This is a genomic window from Massilia antarctica, assembly GCF_015689335.1.
Taxonomy (GTDB): domain Bacteria; phylum Pseudomonadota; class Gammaproteobacteria; order Burkholderiales; family Burkholderiaceae_D; genus Telluria_A; species Telluria_A antarctica.
The window spans coordinates 6466995-6480570 of the sequence record NZ_CP065053.1 but is presented as its reverse complement, the minus strand read 5'-3'; the positions used below and the strand labels follow the sequence as shown (position 1 = coordinate 6480570).

Below are 13576 nucleotides of genomic sequence, written 5' to 3'. Positions count from 1 at the left end.
TGATGAAAATCGGTAACGCGATTGATCGGTAGCAACAAAAAAGCGACGTTGGCGCGCGAGGGCGGGATTCATTTGGATGGCTTGAATGGATGTTGCAGCCAAGCCACGACGGCGCGCGCCAGCAGGCGATTGAGCAGGCTGCTGCCCAGGCCCTGGCGCCGTGCCACCCAGCGCTGCAGGCGCAGGGCGCGCGGCAGCGGCCGGGTGGGGTCGAGCCGTGCCGGGGCCTTGACGGCGAACAGGATGCAGTTGTTGCCGGCGTTGCGCTCGAACCAGCACACGCGCTCGTTGAACATCAGGCGCAGGCGCGCCAGCATGCCGGCGTAGCGCGGGTCGTAGCTGAAGATATTGGCCACCAGCACGCCGCCATCGCGCAGGGCGGCGCGGCAGTCGCCGTAGAAGCGGGCCGTGCCCAGCGCCGGCGGCAGGCCGGCGCTGTCGAAGCCGTCGATCACCAGCACGTCGGCGCAGGCGGGCGCGGCGGCCAGCCAGTCGACCGCGTCGGCATGCACCACCTTGAAACGCGGGCCATCGGGCGGCACGCAGAATTGCTCGCGCAGGGCGATCACGTCGGCGCGCAGTTCGATCACGGTGATGCGCGCCTGCGGAAAATGGCGGTAGCAGAATTTGGCCAGGGAGCCGCCGCCCAGCCCGACCATGACGATGGCGCGCGGGCGCGGCACGAACAGGGCGAAGCACATGATTGCGCGGCAATAGGCAAGGACCAGCGCCTCCGGGCGCGACAGGCGCATTTCGGATTGCACGTCGCCCGGCGAAAATTCCAGGGTGCGGCGGTCGCCGCGGGTGTGCACCAGGGGCGCGCCGCAGGCCGGGCCGCGCTCGCACGCGGGCGCGGGCGGCGGCGGAGGCGATTGGTTGGTCAGTGGCGGCATGGCGTTCCGGGGCAGGCTGGGCTGGCGCCAGTATAGCGGAGCGCGGAGCAGGTGCCGGTACAGGTGTGCGGCCCAAGGGCGCGGCCCAAGGGCGTGGCCCAAGGGCGCCGCGCAAGCGCACGGCGCAAGCGCACGGCGCAAGCGCACGGCGCTCCCACGCGCCCCTGTTGCGCCCCATCGGTTTCTGATAAGCTGATCCTGCCCCGGCTGTGTGTGGCCGGCTTCAAGCGGTGCGCCTGCGGCGCGGCCAACCCGGAGAGACTATGTTTTTAGACCACCCCACCATCACCGCGACCAACAGTTTCACCGAGCCCGACCGCATCGAGCGGCTGACCCGGGTGTACGGCTATGTGGTGGCGCTGGCCGATCTTGCCGGTGTCGAGGGCTTCATCGAGAAGTTCACCCAGATCCACGACCACAAGGGCACCCTGATCGTGTTCTGGAACGACTTGCCCGATGAGATCGAGAAGCAATTCTTCGTGCAAGCCTGGGCCAGCAAGATCGGTGACGGCAGCAGCAACGTCGAACACGAAATCTGATCATCCCGGGCGCGGCGATGGACATCACCACGATGTTGTTTGCGCTCGCGCTGGGCAACCTGAGCCTGGCGGCGGCGCTGTTTTTCTACGAATACGAGCGCGGCAAGTCGCTCAGCTGGTCGACCTGGGCCATCGCCAAGCAGTGCCAGGCGGTGGCGTGGCTGCTGTTGTATTTCAACGCCAGCGGCGTGGTGCCCGATGCGGTGTCGATCCCGGCCGGCTACGCGGTGTTGTTCGCCGGAGTCGGGCTGGAAGCGGGCGCGCTGTGGGAAGCGGCCGGGCGCCTGGCCTGGCGCCGCGTCGCCTATCCCGTCATCGGGGTGTCGGTGGCCCTGTTCCTGGCCTGCTACGTCATCGACGAAGCCGGCATGCGGGTGGTGGCCGGCGCGCTGATCCTGGGCGGCTTGCACCTGGCCAGCGCGGCGGCCCTGGCGCGCGGCTGGCGCGCCGGCACCATGCTGCACCGCTTCCTGGTGATCGCCATCGCTTCGCTGGCGCTGCTGGTGGCGGCGCGCGGCATCCTGGTGCTGACCATGCCCGGCGGCTGGGGCTGGCTGAGCAAGGGCTTGCTGCAGGTGCTGACCTCGGGCGCGCTGTACCTGTTGATGCTGTTCAACGGCTACGGCTTCCTGCTGCTGGCGCGCGAGCAGCAGCGCCGCGAACTGGAGCGCCTGGCCCTGGTCGACGGGCTGACCGAGCTGCCCAACCGGCGCAGCTTTTTCGCCGCCCTGGCGCCGTGGATGGCGCTGGCGCGCCGCCCGGGCCAGCCGAGCGCGCTGGTGATGCTCGATTTCGACCAGTTCAAGCGGGTCAACGACAGTTATGGCCATCCGGCCGGCGACACGGTGCTGCGCAGCGTGGCCGAGGTGTGCAAGCGCCAGTTGCGCGACAGCGACCAGCTGGGCCGCCTGGTGGGGGTGGAATTCGCCCTGCTGCTGCCGCGCACCGGCTTGGACGAGGCGCTGCTGGTGGCCGAGCGCATCCGCGCCGCGGTCGAGGCCAGTCCGGTCAAGACCGAACGGGCGATGATTTCGATGACGGCCAGTTTCGGCGTGACCGTGATCCGGCCGGAAGACAGCACGGTGAGCCTGTTCAAGCGCGCCGACGAGGCCCTGCGCCTGGCCAAGCAGGGCGGCCGTAACAAGGTGGTAGCCGCGCCCACCGGGGAAGCGCACGGCGTGTAAGCGCACGGCGTGTAAGCGCCCGGCGCGGAGGCGCCGCCCGGGTAGCGCGCCGCACGGCGCGTGCCGCCGGCATCGGTCACGAGCGTGTCATAAAACTCCGTTACTGTGATTGGTTTTGCAGCGGGTGAGCCTGGATGACAACAATACAGAAAGAGGCTTCGATGTACGCTGCCGTAGATTTAGGTTCCAATAGTTTTCGCCTGCATATCGGCAAGCACGATGGCGATGCGATCCGGGTACTGAAAAGCGTGCGCGAGCCGATCCGCCTCGCCGCCGGGCTCGACGCCAAGGGCAATCTGACCGAGGCGGCCATGCAGTCGGCCCTTGCCTGCCTGCGCAATTTCCAGGCGGTGCTCGCGGCCCACAAGTTCGACCCGCGCCTTGACGCGGTGAGGGTGGTGGCCACCTCCACCCTGCGCGTGGCGCGCAACGGCGCCGCTTTCCTGCCGGCCGCCGAGCAAGCCATCGGCTATCCGATCGAAATCATCTCGGGCGAGGAAGAGGGGCGCCTGATCTACATGGGCGTGGCCAGTACGCTCACCGACCCGTCCGAGCGGCGCCTGGTGATCGATATCGGCGGCGGCTCCACCGAAATCATTCTCGGGCAGGGCCCGGAGATCGAGCGGGTCGAGTCGTTCAGCATTGGCACGGTCAAGCAAAGCCTGTCGTTTTTCGTCGGCGGGCGGATCGATTCGGTCTCGTTCGAGGCGGCCATCCTGTCGGCGCGCAGCCACTTCGAAGATGCCGCGCCACCCTACCATCCGCAGTTCTGGAAGCAGGCCTACGGCTCCTCGGGCACGATCCGGGCGATCGCCGACATCATCGCCAAGAACAATCTGGGCGACGGCAAACTGTCCGCCGCCGGACTCGATGCGCTCAAGCTGCGCTTCATCGCCTTCGGCCAGGTGGCGCGCATCGACATGCCTGGCCTGCGTCCGGAGCGCGCCAGCACCATCATCGGCGGGCTGGCGATCCTGATCGCGCTGGTGCGCGAACTCGATATCGGGGTCATGCAGCCGGTCGAGGCGGGCCTGCGCATGGGCGTCATGTGGGACCTGTACCTGCGCTCGATGCAGCGCGACCGGCGCGAGGAATCGGTGGTGGCGCTGGCGCGCAAATTCCATGTCGACGACGAACGCGCAGGGCGGGTGGCGGCGCTGGCCGGCGCCATGTACGCCCAACTCAAGCCGGCCGGCGACGGCTGCGCCAAGCTGCTGCGCTGGAGCGCGCTGCTGCACGAAATGGGCATGGTGGTGTCGCAGACCGGCTACCACAAGCATGCCGCCTACATGATCGAGAACGCCGACCTGCCCGGGTTCACCACGCGCGAGCAGCGCATCATGGGCAAGATGATCCTGGCGCAGAAGGGTAACCTGCGCAAGGTGGCCGATTCGCTGGCCGACCCGGACTTCGCCAAGGCGGTGCTGGCGCTGCGCGTGGCGATCCTGCTGATGCACGCGCGCATCGACGCCGACGCCGATGAACTCAAGCTGCGCATGAAGAACCGCATCGACCTCGAGATCCGGCGCGAGTGGGTGGGCAGCCACCCGACCGTGTCGTACTGGATCGAAAAAGAGCAGGAATGGTGGGACGAGGTGGGCATCGATTTCAGCGTGCGCAAGGTGGCGTAGGCGGCACGGCGGGGCGTGCCGCCTCTGATTTTTGTATCAAACGACCATCAGTAGTGGCATAATTGCCAACGCCTGAACGGAGAGCGGCGTTTGTACGACAAAAACAAGAGGTGACCTTGACCCAGGCCCCCGACGGATACACCGTGATTGATACCTTGCGCGCGGACGAGCAGCTCGTCCTGCTGCGCGCGCTGCGCGATGCCGACCGCTTGCCGGTGCTGCTGCTGGCGGCGCACGGCGCGGCCCCCCATGGCACTGCGCTCCTGGAGCACGAATACGCCCTGCGCGAGCTGCTTGACGGCGCCTGGGCCGCCACGCCGCTGGCGTTGCTGCACGCCCCCGCGGGCCCGGTCCTGGTGCTGGCCGACAGCGGCGGCGCGCCGCTCGACCTGCGCGCCAGTCCCCTCGACCTGCCCGATTTCCTGTCGCAGGCCGCCGCGATCACCTTGGCAGTGTCGTATGCGCACCACAGTCGCCTGGTGCACCGCGACCTCGCCGCCCACCATATCCTGTTCGATCCGGCCACCGCCGGCGTGCGCCTGACCGGCTTCGGCATGGCCACGCCGCTGGGTGGCCCGGACGACCCCCAGGCCGACCTGTATCGCCTCGGCCTGATCCTGTATCACATGCTGTGCGGCGCCGCCGCGCAGGTCGGCGAATCGGGCGCGCCCGAGCCGCTGGCGCCGCATCGGCGCCGTCCCGGCGTGGACCGCATCTGTTCCTCCATCGTCGCGCGGCTGCTGGCCGCCGACCCGGGGCAGCGCTACCAGAGCGCGGCCGGGCTGTACGCCGACCTGCAGCACTGCCGCTCGATGCTCGAAGCGCAGGGCCGGGTCGAGCCCTTCGTGCTGGGCTGCCACGACGGCGCCCTGCGCGTGCGCATTCCAGGTTCCCTGGTGGGCCGCGCGCCGCAACTGGCGCTGCTGGACGATGCCCTGCGCCATGCGGCCGCCGGCGGCGCGCCGCAGCTGGTGCTGGTGTCGGGGCGCGCCGGCACCGGCAAGTCGGCCCTGGTGGCGGCGCTGCGCCGCTCCGACACGGCCCTGGGCGCTACCATCATCGCCGGCAAATTCGACCAGCGCCAGCGCGACATTCCCTACGCCACCCTGGCCCAGGCCTTCCAGGGGCTGGTACGCGAGCGCCTGCGCGAGGAGCCGGCCGCGCTGGCCGCGTGGCGCGCCGACCTGCACGACGCACTCGGACCCAACGCGCGCCTGATGCTCGACCTCATACCCGAGCTGGCGCTGGTGATCGGCGAGCACGCCAGCCCGCCGCCGCTGGCGCCGCCGGAAGCGCAGAGCCGTTTCGATGGCGTGTTCCGGCGCTTCCTGCAAGCCTGCCGCCGCCCCGGCACGGCGCTGCTGCTGTGCCTCGACGATGTCCAGTGGATCGATTCGGCCAGCCTGAAACTGCTGTCGCACCTGCTGACCCACCGCGGCATGGACCACATGCTGGCGATTTGCGCCTGGCGTACGCGCGAGGAGAGCGGCGCGCATCCGATGGCGCTGCCGCGCGACGCCATGCTGGCCAGCGGCGCCCAGGTGCGCGAGGTGGTGCTCGAAGCGCTCGACCGCACCCAGGCCTGCGAACTGGTGGCCGCGGCGCTCGATTGCGACACCGCCGAAGCGGCTCCGCTGGCCGCGCTGGTGTTTCCCAAGACGGCAGGCAATCCCTTTTTCACCTTGCAGTTCCTGACCCGGCTGGGCGAAAACCGCCTGCTGCGCTTTAACGACGACGCCGCGTGCTGGGAGTGGGATGCGCAAGCGATCCAGGCCAGGGAATTCTCCGACAACGTGGTCGAGCTGATGGTGGCGCGCCTGGGCCAGCTGCCCGGCTGCACCCTGGACCTGGTCAAGCTGCTGGCCTGCCTGGGACCGGACTGCGGACTCGATACGATCGCGCTGGTGTCGGGCATGTCGCTGCTGGAAACCGACGAATACCTGTGGCCGGCGGCGCGCCTCGGGCTGATCGTGCGCGAGCCGGGCAACTACCGCTTCGCCCACGACCGGGTGCAGGAAGGCGCGTACTCGATGATCGCGGCGTCCTCGCTGCCCGAGCGCCACTTGCATATCGGCCGCCTGCTGCTGGAAAACGTGGCGCCGGCGGCGCTCGACAAGCATGTGTTCGACATCGTGCATCACTTGAACCGCGCGCGCGCGGCCATGCGCGACACGGCCGAACTGCGCGAGCTGGCGCGCCTGAACGCGCTGGCCGGCACGCGCGCGCGCAACGCCATCGCCTACGATTCGGCGCGCAATTACTTTTCGCTGGCGGCCGCGCTCACGCCGGCGCGCGCCTGGAAAGATGATCTCGACGGCACCTACGCCATGTATGCGGCGCTGGCCGAATGCGAATACCTGTGCGGCCACCTGGAGCGCGCCGGGCGCCTGTTCGAGCTGCTGGTCGAGCAGTCCCGTTCGCGCATCGACCTGGCGCGCGTGGCGCTGCTGCGCGTGGCCGTGTACCAGCTGCGCGAGCGCTTCGACCAGGCGGTCTCGGTGGCCCTCGACGCGCTGGCCCTGTTCGGCGTGACCTTTCCCGCCACCCGCGCCGAAATCGACTGGGCCCTGCGCGAGGAACGCGCCGCCATCGACGCGCGCATGGCCGGGCGCGGCATCGACATGCTGCGCGAGCAGCCGGCCAGCACCGACCCGGAAGTGGCGATCGTCACCGAACTGCTGTCCGATATCGGTTCGCCCGTGTTCGCGGTGCGCCCGGAACTGTATTTCCTGCTGGCCGCCAAGGCGCTCAATTACACGCTCACGCACGGACGCACCGAATCGAGCTGCATGATTTATTCGCGCTACGCGATCCTGCTGGTGTCGCTGGGCGCGGTCGAGGATGCGTTTGCGTTTTCGGCGCTGGCCATCGAACAGGTGCAGTTCAACGCGCCGCCGTCCAAGCGCAGCGGGCGCCTGCGCTTCGTGCACGCGGCCTACATCCATCCGTGGCGCGACCCGATCGCCGCCAGCGTCGCGTCGCTGGAGCGCGCCTTTGCCAGCTGCGAGCGCGCCGGCGACTTGCCGCACGCCGGCTATTCGGCCCATGTCGCGACCTGGAATGCCTTCGAGGCCGGGCTGCCGCTGGCTGATGTGCGCCGGATGGCGGAGCACTACCAGGGCTTCTCGCGGCGCCATGGCAACCATGCGCTGGTGCGCCTGCTGCGCGGCTACGAGCAATTGGCGCTGACCCTGATGGGCGAGGACGGTCATGGCGACGACGGCGCGGCCGGCGCCATCGCCGTCTTCGGCCAGGGCAGTTTCGGCGCGGCGCGCGCGCGCTACCTGCTGATGCAGCAGGTGCTGGCATTTACCTTCGGGCGCTACGACGAGGCGCTGGCGGCGTCCGAAGCGGCGGCGGCCAACCTGCATTTTTTCCTCGCTTCGCTCAACGAGACCACCCACCACTTCTACCATGCGCTGGCGATGACGGCGGTGTACCGCACGGCGTCGCCGGCGCGCCGGCGCCGCCTGCTCGAAGCGGTGTGCGACAAGCACGCGCTGCTGGGCGGCTGGGCGGCGTCGTGCCCCGTCAATTTCGCCAACCGCTACCTGCTGGTGGGCGCCGAACTGGCGCGCATCGACGGCAATCCGGCGGCCGCCATGCGCGGCTACGAGGCGGCCATCGCGGCGGCCATGGAGGGCGGCTTCGTGCAGAATGCGGCGCTGGCCTGCGAACTGGCGGCGGCCTGCTGCCGCGAACGCGGGGCCGTCGGGGAAGCCGTCGACTACGGCCGGCGCGCGCTGCACGCCTGGGATGCCTGGGGTGCCCAGGCCAAGGTACGCGACTTGCTGCGGCGCTTTCCGGAGCTGGCGCTGGACGCCTGAGTTGGCGAAGCGGCATGCCGGCGCGCGGCAATGTGACGTGAACGTGCAAATATTTCCTAATGGAATGTGATCCATGTCAATGTCCGGGGTAGGGGACGGCCAATTGTGCGATATTCGGCGCCAAGTTGCCGTAAGGTTGTACGAACTCAAGAAAAGTGCTGCACGTCGGCAATTGAGTAAATCGTATATACTGTTTAAATCGATATCAAGACGGAGTAACTCAATGGCCAAGACTGCAAGCGAAAAAACCAACGGACACACGATCGCGGAACTCAAATCGGCCGCACCGGCAACGCGCGCCGCCAAGGCGGCGCCGAAAAAGACGACTGGCACTGCGGCGAAGAAGGCCTTGGTCGCCACGGCCGTGGCCAAGCCAGCCGTGCGCAAGAGCGCGGCGGCCGGAGCGCCGAAGGAGGCGGTCAAGGCGATCGCGCCTGTGCGCGCCAAGGCGGCACCGAAGGCGGCGCCGAAAGCGGTAACGAAAGCAGCACCGAAGACGGTAGCGAAGGCCGCACCGAAAGCCGCAATGAAGGCGCCGGCGAAGGCAGCGCCGAAACCGGCGGAGAAAATCGCTACCGGCAAAGCTGCCAAGCCGGCGCCCAAGCTGGCGGCGCCCGCCGCACCGGACAGCGGCGCCGACGCCGGCACGCGCGACAAGGCGCGCAAGGCCAAGCTGGTGCGCGACAGCTTCACCATGCCGGAGCAGGAATACGCGGTGCTCGGCCAGGTCAAGAAAGCTTGCCTGAAAGCCGGCTTCGAGATCAAGAAAAGCGAATTGCTGCGCATCGGCGTGGCGCTGATCAGCGACCTCGATATCGCCACCCTGCAAAAGGTGCTGGCTAGCCTTCCGCAGCTCAAGACCGGCCGCCCGAAAAGCGAATAAGCCGCGCGCCGCGTGTCATCGGCCTGACACGCGGCTGTCACTTGCCTGACAAATTATCCAGTTAGGCTGTGCTTCGTCGCCACTGAAAGGACGAAGCATGCACAACCTCCATTCCTCGCAAGAGACGAAACCGGCCGCGCCGCGGCTGGCCCTGAGCCTGGCGTCGACGCCGGCCGAAGTGCGCGAAGTGCAGCGCCTGCGCTACAAGGTCTTCATCGAAACGATGGGCTTGTCGGCGCTGGCCAATGCCGAGCGGCTCGACCGCGACGAATTCGACGAGCACTGCGAGCACCTGATCGTGCGCGATGCCTCCACCCTCAAGGTGGTGGGCACCTACCGCGTATTGAGTCCATCGAGGGCGCGCCGGATCGGCCGCCTGTATGCCGAAAACGAATTCGACCTGGGCCGCCTGAACCATCTGCGCACGCGCATCATCGAAGCGGGGCGCGCCTGCATCCACCCCAAATACCGCGGCGGCAGCGTGATCATGCTGCTGTGGGCCGGCCTGGCCGAATGCATGCGGCGCGAGCGCTGCGATTTCCTGGCCGGCTGCGCCAGCATGAGCGTGGCCGACGGCGGCCATAACGCGGCCGCGGTGTATCGCTCGCTGATCGGCAGGCACGCCGCGCCGGCCGAATACCGGGTCACGCCGCACCTGCCGTTTCCGGTGGGCGCGCTGGAGGCGGCCGGCCCGGCGCAGGTGCCGGCGCTGGTCAAGGGCTATGTGCGTTCGGGGGCGTGGCTGTGCGGCGAGCCGGCCTGGGATCCTGATTTCGAGAGTGCGGATTTATTCCTGCTGCTGCCGCTGGCGAACCTGGACAGCCGCTACGCGAAGCACTATGGAATGGGGTAGCTGGGTCCGCACGGGGTTTCGGTGAGGATGCAGCGGTATGGCGGAAGGTGAAGCCTTGCCCGGTATCGACGTCTGCGCCATGCGGCACGCAGTGCTACAACGGGCGCCGGACAATGTGCTGCCGGCGCCAGGCAGTTGTGCAGGACTGCCTAGTGCATTGATGCGTTGGACAAATCCTTCAAGTCGCGGATGCTCATATCCGACTTTTCGTGCATGCGCAGCAAAATCGTCGCACCCACGGCCAGTTTTCGATGGCGGATTTTGCTGATGATTGGCGGCTGGACTTCCAGCACGCGGCACAACTCCGCATCGTTCTTGAGGTTCATCTTTTCGATCAAGGTGTCGAGCAGCTTGTTCGGCACAAAGCTCGACGGTTCGAGCGCTCGAGCGCGGTTCATCGCCTCGATCATTTCCAGTTTCTTTTGCCGTACGTTCATCGTACTCCTCCAAAGATTATTTTTTCATTGATGGGGGACTGATCGACTGTTGGTCAACTTCAACCCGGTTGTTACATTCTGATATATTTCATGCATCACGGGTTTGTTCCGATGATACTACCGAAAGAATATACTCGCAGCAAAGTTGATAAATTAAACGACGGAAATGCGGCTTTTAGCGCACATCTTGCATAATATGCAATCCTGAGCGGGTCAAAATGAGGGTTTTGTCGGCTTGCGCGGCTGCCGCGTGAGAATGTGTGACCATTATTGCACTGGCGCCGCTTGCTTTTACTTCATCGCGCAGCAAGGCAAGGATGCTGTCGGCGGTCTCCGGATCGAGGTTGCCGGTCGGTTCATCGGCCAGCACCAGGGCCGGCCGGTGCACCAGCGCGCGCGCGATCGCCACGCGCTGCATTTCGCCGCCGGACAGCTGGCGCGGGAAATCGCCGCCCCGTCCGCCCAGGCCCACCGCGGCCAGCATGGCGCTAGCGCGTTCCTGGCCCTGGCCGTTCAATAGCAGGGGCAGGGCCACGTTCTGCTCCAGGGTCAGGTGCGGCAGCACGTGGAAAGCCTGGAAGATGAAACCCATGCGCGTGCGCCGCAGGCTGGTGGCGGCATTGTCATCGAGCGCCGACATGGGCTGGCCGTCGATCACTATATCGCCACTGTCGGGCGCATCGAGGCCGGCGATGAGGTTCAGCAGGGTCGACTTGCCGACCCCCGATTCGCCCATGATGGCGACGAATTCGCCGGCCTTGAATTGGTGCGAGAGGCGGTTGAGCACCGGACGTCCGTTATAAGTTTTGGCGAGATCGCGCAGTTCGAGCATGAGGAATACCTGGTGACGGAGGTGGGGCTGGCTTGGGGCCTAGCGGGTGAGGGCGCGCCGCAGCGCAAAGCTGGCGGCATCGACCAGGGCGACGAGCAGCAGCATGGCGATGATGACGGTGGCCGCGTTTTGCATCTGGAACAGCGACAGGTGAAACTTGAGCATCTGACCGAGTCCGCCCGCGCCGACCACGCCGAGCACCGCCGCGGCGCGGATATTGTTCTCCCAGCGGTACAGGGTGTACGACAGCATCTGGGGCAGGGTTTGCGGCATGGTGGCGTACAAAAACGCCGCCGCCGGCGCGGCGCCGTTGGTGAGCAGGGTGGTTTCCGGATGCGGATCGGCGTTTTCGAGGGCGTCGGCGAACAGGCGGCCGAGCACGCCGCTGGTGTGCGCGGCCAGTGCCAGGGTGCCGGCGAACGGCCCCAGGCCGGCGGCCACCAGCAGCAAGGAGGCCCACACCAGTTCCGGAATCGAGCGCAGCACATTGAGCAGGGCGCGCGCGAGGACGCGCTGGACTTTGCCCAGGCGCCCGGCGCCGGCGATCGCCAGCGCCATGCCGCCGGCCACCGCCAGCAAGGTGCCGATGGCCGACATCGAGAGCGTCTCGGCGGCCGCCAGCGCGGTCTTGCGCAGGAAGGCCGGGGCGCTTTCGGGCGGGGAAAAGCCGGCCAGGAATTCGCGGGTCACCGCAAGCGCGTCGGGCGTGAAGAAGGCCGACCATTGCAGCGGCAGCGAGGCGAAGCTGGCGACGACGAGCGCCACGATGGCCGCCGCCAGCAGCCAGGTGGAGACGCGGCGCGGCGGCGCGGCAGGCAGCGTGGGTGAGCGGGGCGCGTTCATCCGAGCCGCCGGCGCAGCAGCTTGGACACCGCATCGGCCAGCGCGACCAGCAGCACGAACATGATCAGCATGGTGCACACTTCGCCGCCGGCCATCATGCGGGTCGATTCATCCATGCGCTGACCGAGCCCGCCGGCGCCGACAAAGCCGATCACCGCCGAGCCGCGGATGGCGCACTCCCAGCGGTACACCGTGTACGAGACCAGTTCCGCGCTCGACTCGGGCAGCGCGCCATACAGGAGCGCGGCCAGGCGCGAACTGCCGTTGGCCAGCAGCGCGCCGGTGGCATGGGCGTCGGTCGATTCGAGGATTTCGGCGTACACCTTGCCCAGCATGCCGCTGTAAGTGAGCGCGATGGCCAGCACGCCGGCGGTGGGGCCGAGCCCGACCACGCGCACGAACAGGATGGCCCACACCAGTTCGGGCACGCTGCGCAGCAGCACCAGCACCCAGCGCACCAGCTGGCGCAGCAGGCGGGCGGCCCAGTGCATGCGCCGTGTGCCCAGGCGCGAGATGGACAGGCGTTCGGTGATGATCAGGGTGGCCGGGATGGCGCCGAGCAGGGCCAGGGTCAGGCCGGCGGTGGCGATGGCCACCGTCTGCCAGGTTTCGCGCAGCACCATCGCCAGGAAGTCGGGCGCGTGCGCGGGTTTCAGAAAGCCGGCCAGGAACTGGCTGGCCGCGGCGAGGCTTTGCAGGTCGAACAGGATCCAGGGCTTGAATTCGCTGAACACCAGGGCGGGCCACAGCAGGGCCACGCCGATGGCGAGGATCGCCAGGCGCGCGCGCCAGGCCGGGTCGGGATGGTGGACGGTTGCCGCGATCATGCGTCAGAAGCAGGCGCCGACGGCCAGCCGGTCGGGCGTTTCGTGCGGCTGCGGCGCGTGCTGCACCGTCGCTTCGTTCCGGTAGAGTGCCGCGATCATGTCGTCGCTGACGTCTTCGCGCGCGGCGTCGAACACGATGCGCCCGTCGCGCAGGCCGACGATGCGCGGGAAATGGGCGCGCGCCATGTCCACCTGGTGCAGGCTGCAGATCAGGGTGGCATTGCGGCGCGCCGCTTCCTGGCGCAGGGTGGCCAGGGTAATCAGGGATAGCGCCGGGTCGAGCGCGGAGAGCGGCTCGTCGACCAGGAACACGCGCGCCGACGACAGCAGCAGGCGCGCCAGGCCGCAGCGCTGGCGCTCGCCGCCGGAGAGCCGGTCGACCCGCGCGTACAGTTTGTCGCCCAGGCCGAAACGCGCCAGCGCCGCGTGGGCGGCGTCGGGATCGGCCGGCTTGAACAGGGAAGCGAGCGCCTGGCCCAGGGTCCATTCGGGCAGGCGCGCCGCCAGCACCGCCGTGACCACCCGCTGGCGCGGCGGCAGGGGCGGGGTTTGCGGCGCCAGGAACAGGCTGGCGCGCAGCTTGTGGCGCGCCGCGCCATGCAGGGCCCACGGGTCCTGGCCGAGCACGTGCAGGGTCCCGCCCGCCGGCGCGTGGGCGCAGGCGAGGGTGGCCAGCAAGGTGGTCTTGCCGGCCCCGGACGGGCCGATCACGGCCAGCTGCTCGCCCTGCGCCACTGCCAGGTCGATCTCGTGCAGGGCCGGCGCCTGCGTGCCGGCCAGGTGACGCACGGTGAGCTTGCCGAGGCGGTAGGAGTCCATGCGCGTGC

At 68.2% G+C, this 13576-nt stretch carries 12 protein-coding genes; 6 read left to right on the top strand and 6 right to left on the bottom strand.

Going from position 1 to position 13576, the window contains the following annotated elements; genetic code table 11:
* Positions 1 to 68 precede the first annotated feature (68 nt).
* A complete protein-coding gene (locus IV454_RS28425; RefSeq protein ID WP_229521894.1) occupies positions 69 to 893 on the bottom strand; it encodes a fused MFS/spermidine synthase in 825 nt (274 codons plus the stop codon).
* Between the two features lie 263 nt (positions 894 to 1156).
* Between IV454_RS28425 and IV454_RS28420 the strand changes: the two genes are divergently transcribed.
* From IV454_RS28420 to IV454_RS28395, 6 genes are all read left to right on the top strand, one after another.
* The gene (locus IV454_RS28420; RefSeq protein WP_206088886.1) at positions 1157 to 1432 is read left to right on the top strand and encodes a hypothetical protein; all 276 of its coding nucleotides are present in this window, start codon (positions 1157 to 1159) and stop codon (positions 1430 to 1432) included.
* A 17-nt stretch (positions 1433 to 1449) separates the two neighbouring features.
* Positions 1450 to 2616 carry a GGDEF domain-containing protein gene (locus IV454_RS28415; RefSeq protein WP_206088885.1) on the top strand — a complete coding sequence of 389 codons (1167 nt, stop codon included), beginning with the start codon at positions 1450 to 1452 and terminating at the stop codon, positions 2614 to 2616.
* Between the two features lie 161 nt (positions 2617 to 2777).
* Positions 2778 to 4247, top strand: coding sequence for a Ppx/GppA phosphatase family protein (locus tag IV454_RS28410; protein ID WP_206088884.1), 1470 nt, complete (start codon positions 2778 to 2780; stop codon positions 4245 to 4247).
* Between the two features lie 116 nt (positions 4248 to 4363).
* Positions 4364 to 8074 carry an ATP-binding protein gene (locus IV454_RS28405; protein WP_206088883.1) on the top strand — a complete coding sequence of 1237 codons (3711 nt, stop codon included), beginning with the start codon at positions 4364 to 4366 and terminating at the stop codon, positions 8072 to 8074.
* Positions 8075 to 8297: 223 nt separating this feature from the next.
* Positions 8298 to 8957: a hypothetical protein gene (locus tag IV454_RS28400; protein ID WP_229521893.1), complete on the top strand. Its 660-nt coding sequence runs from the start codon at positions 8298 to 8300 to the stop codon at positions 8955 to 8957.
* A 97-nt stretch (positions 8958 to 9054) separates the two neighbouring features.
* Positions 9055 to 9810 (top strand): GNAT family N-acetyltransferase, encoded by a 756-nt coding sequence (locus IV454_RS28395; RefSeq protein ID WP_206088882.1) that lies wholly within the window; start codon positions 9055 to 9057, stop codon positions 9808 to 9810.
* Between the two features lie 149 nt (positions 9811 to 9959).
* Here the strand turns inward: IV454_RS28395 and IV454_RS28390 are convergent, their stop codons facing one another.
* The 5 genes from IV454_RS28390 to IV454_RS28370 form a co-directional block, all read right to left on the bottom strand.
* On the bottom strand, positions 9960 to 10247 hold the full coding sequence (locus tag IV454_RS28390; protein ID WP_054263205.1) for a hypothetical protein: 288 nt from the start codon (positions 10245 to 10247) through the stop codon (positions 9960 to 9962).
* Between the two features lie 175 nt (positions 10248 to 10422).
* Positions 10423 to 11079: an ABC transporter ATP-binding protein gene (locus tag IV454_RS28385; protein WP_206088881.1), complete on the bottom strand. Its 657-nt coding sequence runs from the start codon at positions 11077 to 11079 to the stop codon at positions 10423 to 10425.
* Positions 11080 to 11118: 39 nt separating this feature from the next.
* Positions 11119 to 11922, bottom strand: a complete 804-nt coding sequence (phnE, locus tag IV454_RS28380; RefSeq protein ID WP_206088880.1) for a phosphonate ABC transporter, permease protein PhnE — start codon at positions 11920 to 11922, stop codon at positions 11119 to 11121.
* Positions 11919 to 12749, bottom strand: coding sequence for a PhnE/PtxC family ABC transporter permease (locus tag IV454_RS28375; protein WP_206088879.1), 831 nt, complete (start codon positions 12747 to 12749; stop codon positions 11919 to 11921). The genes phnE and IV454_RS28375 overlap by 4 nt, the downstream gene beginning before the upstream one ends.
* A gap of 3 nt (positions 12750 to 12752) precedes the next feature.
* Entirely contained in the window at positions 12753 to 13568 is an 816-nt protein-coding gene (locus IV454_RS28370; RefSeq protein WP_054263201.1) for a phosphonate ABC transporter ATP-binding protein, read from the bottom strand.
* Between the last annotated feature and the right edge of the window lie 8 nt (positions 13569 to 13576).

Excerpts from the sequence above, each read along its gene's own strand:
- IV454_RS28375 (WP_206088879.1), bottom strand. The coding sequence starts at position 12,749 with ATGATCGCGGCAACCGTCCACCATCCCGACCCGGCCTGGCGCGCGCGC.
- IV454_RS28385 (WP_206088881.1), bottom strand. The coding sequence starts at position 11,079 with ATGCTCGAACTGCGCGATCTCGCCAAAACTTATAACGGACGTCCGGTG.
- IV454_RS28415 (WP_206088885.1), top strand. The coding sequence starts at position 1,450 with ATGGACATCACCACGATGTTGTTTGCGCTCGCGCTGGGCAACCTGAGC.
- IV454_RS28410 (WP_206088884.1), top strand. The coding sequence starts at position 2,778 with ATGTACGCTGCCGTAGATTTAGGTTCCAATAGTTTTCGCCTGCATATC.
- IV454_RS28420 (WP_206088886.1), top strand. The coding sequence starts at position 1,157 with ATGTTTTTAGACCACCCCACCATCACCGCGACCAACAGTTTCACCGAG.
- IV454_RS28400 (WP_229521893.1), top strand. The coding sequence starts at position 8,298 with ATGGCCAAGACTGCAAGCGAAAAAACCAACGGACACACGATCGCGGAA.
- IV454_RS28425 (WP_229521894.1), bottom strand. The coding sequence starts at position 893 with ATGCCGCCACTGACCAACCAATCGCCTCCGCCGCCGCCCGCGCCCGCG.
- IV454_RS28370 (WP_054263201.1), bottom strand. The coding sequence starts at position 13,568 with ATGGACTCCTACCGCCTCGGCAAGCTCACCGTGCGTCACCTGGCCGGC.
- IV454_RS28390 (WP_054263205.1), bottom strand. The coding sequence starts at position 10,247 with ATGAACGTACGGCAAAAGAAACTGGAAATGATCGAGGCGATGAACCGC.
- IV454_RS28395 (WP_206088882.1), top strand. The coding sequence starts at position 9,055 with ATGCACAACCTCCATTCCTCGCAAGAGACGAAACCGGCCGCGCCGCGG.
- phnE (WP_206088880.1), bottom strand. The coding sequence starts at position 11,922 with ATGAACGCGCCCCGCTCACCCACGCTGCCTGCCGCGCCGCCGCGCCGC.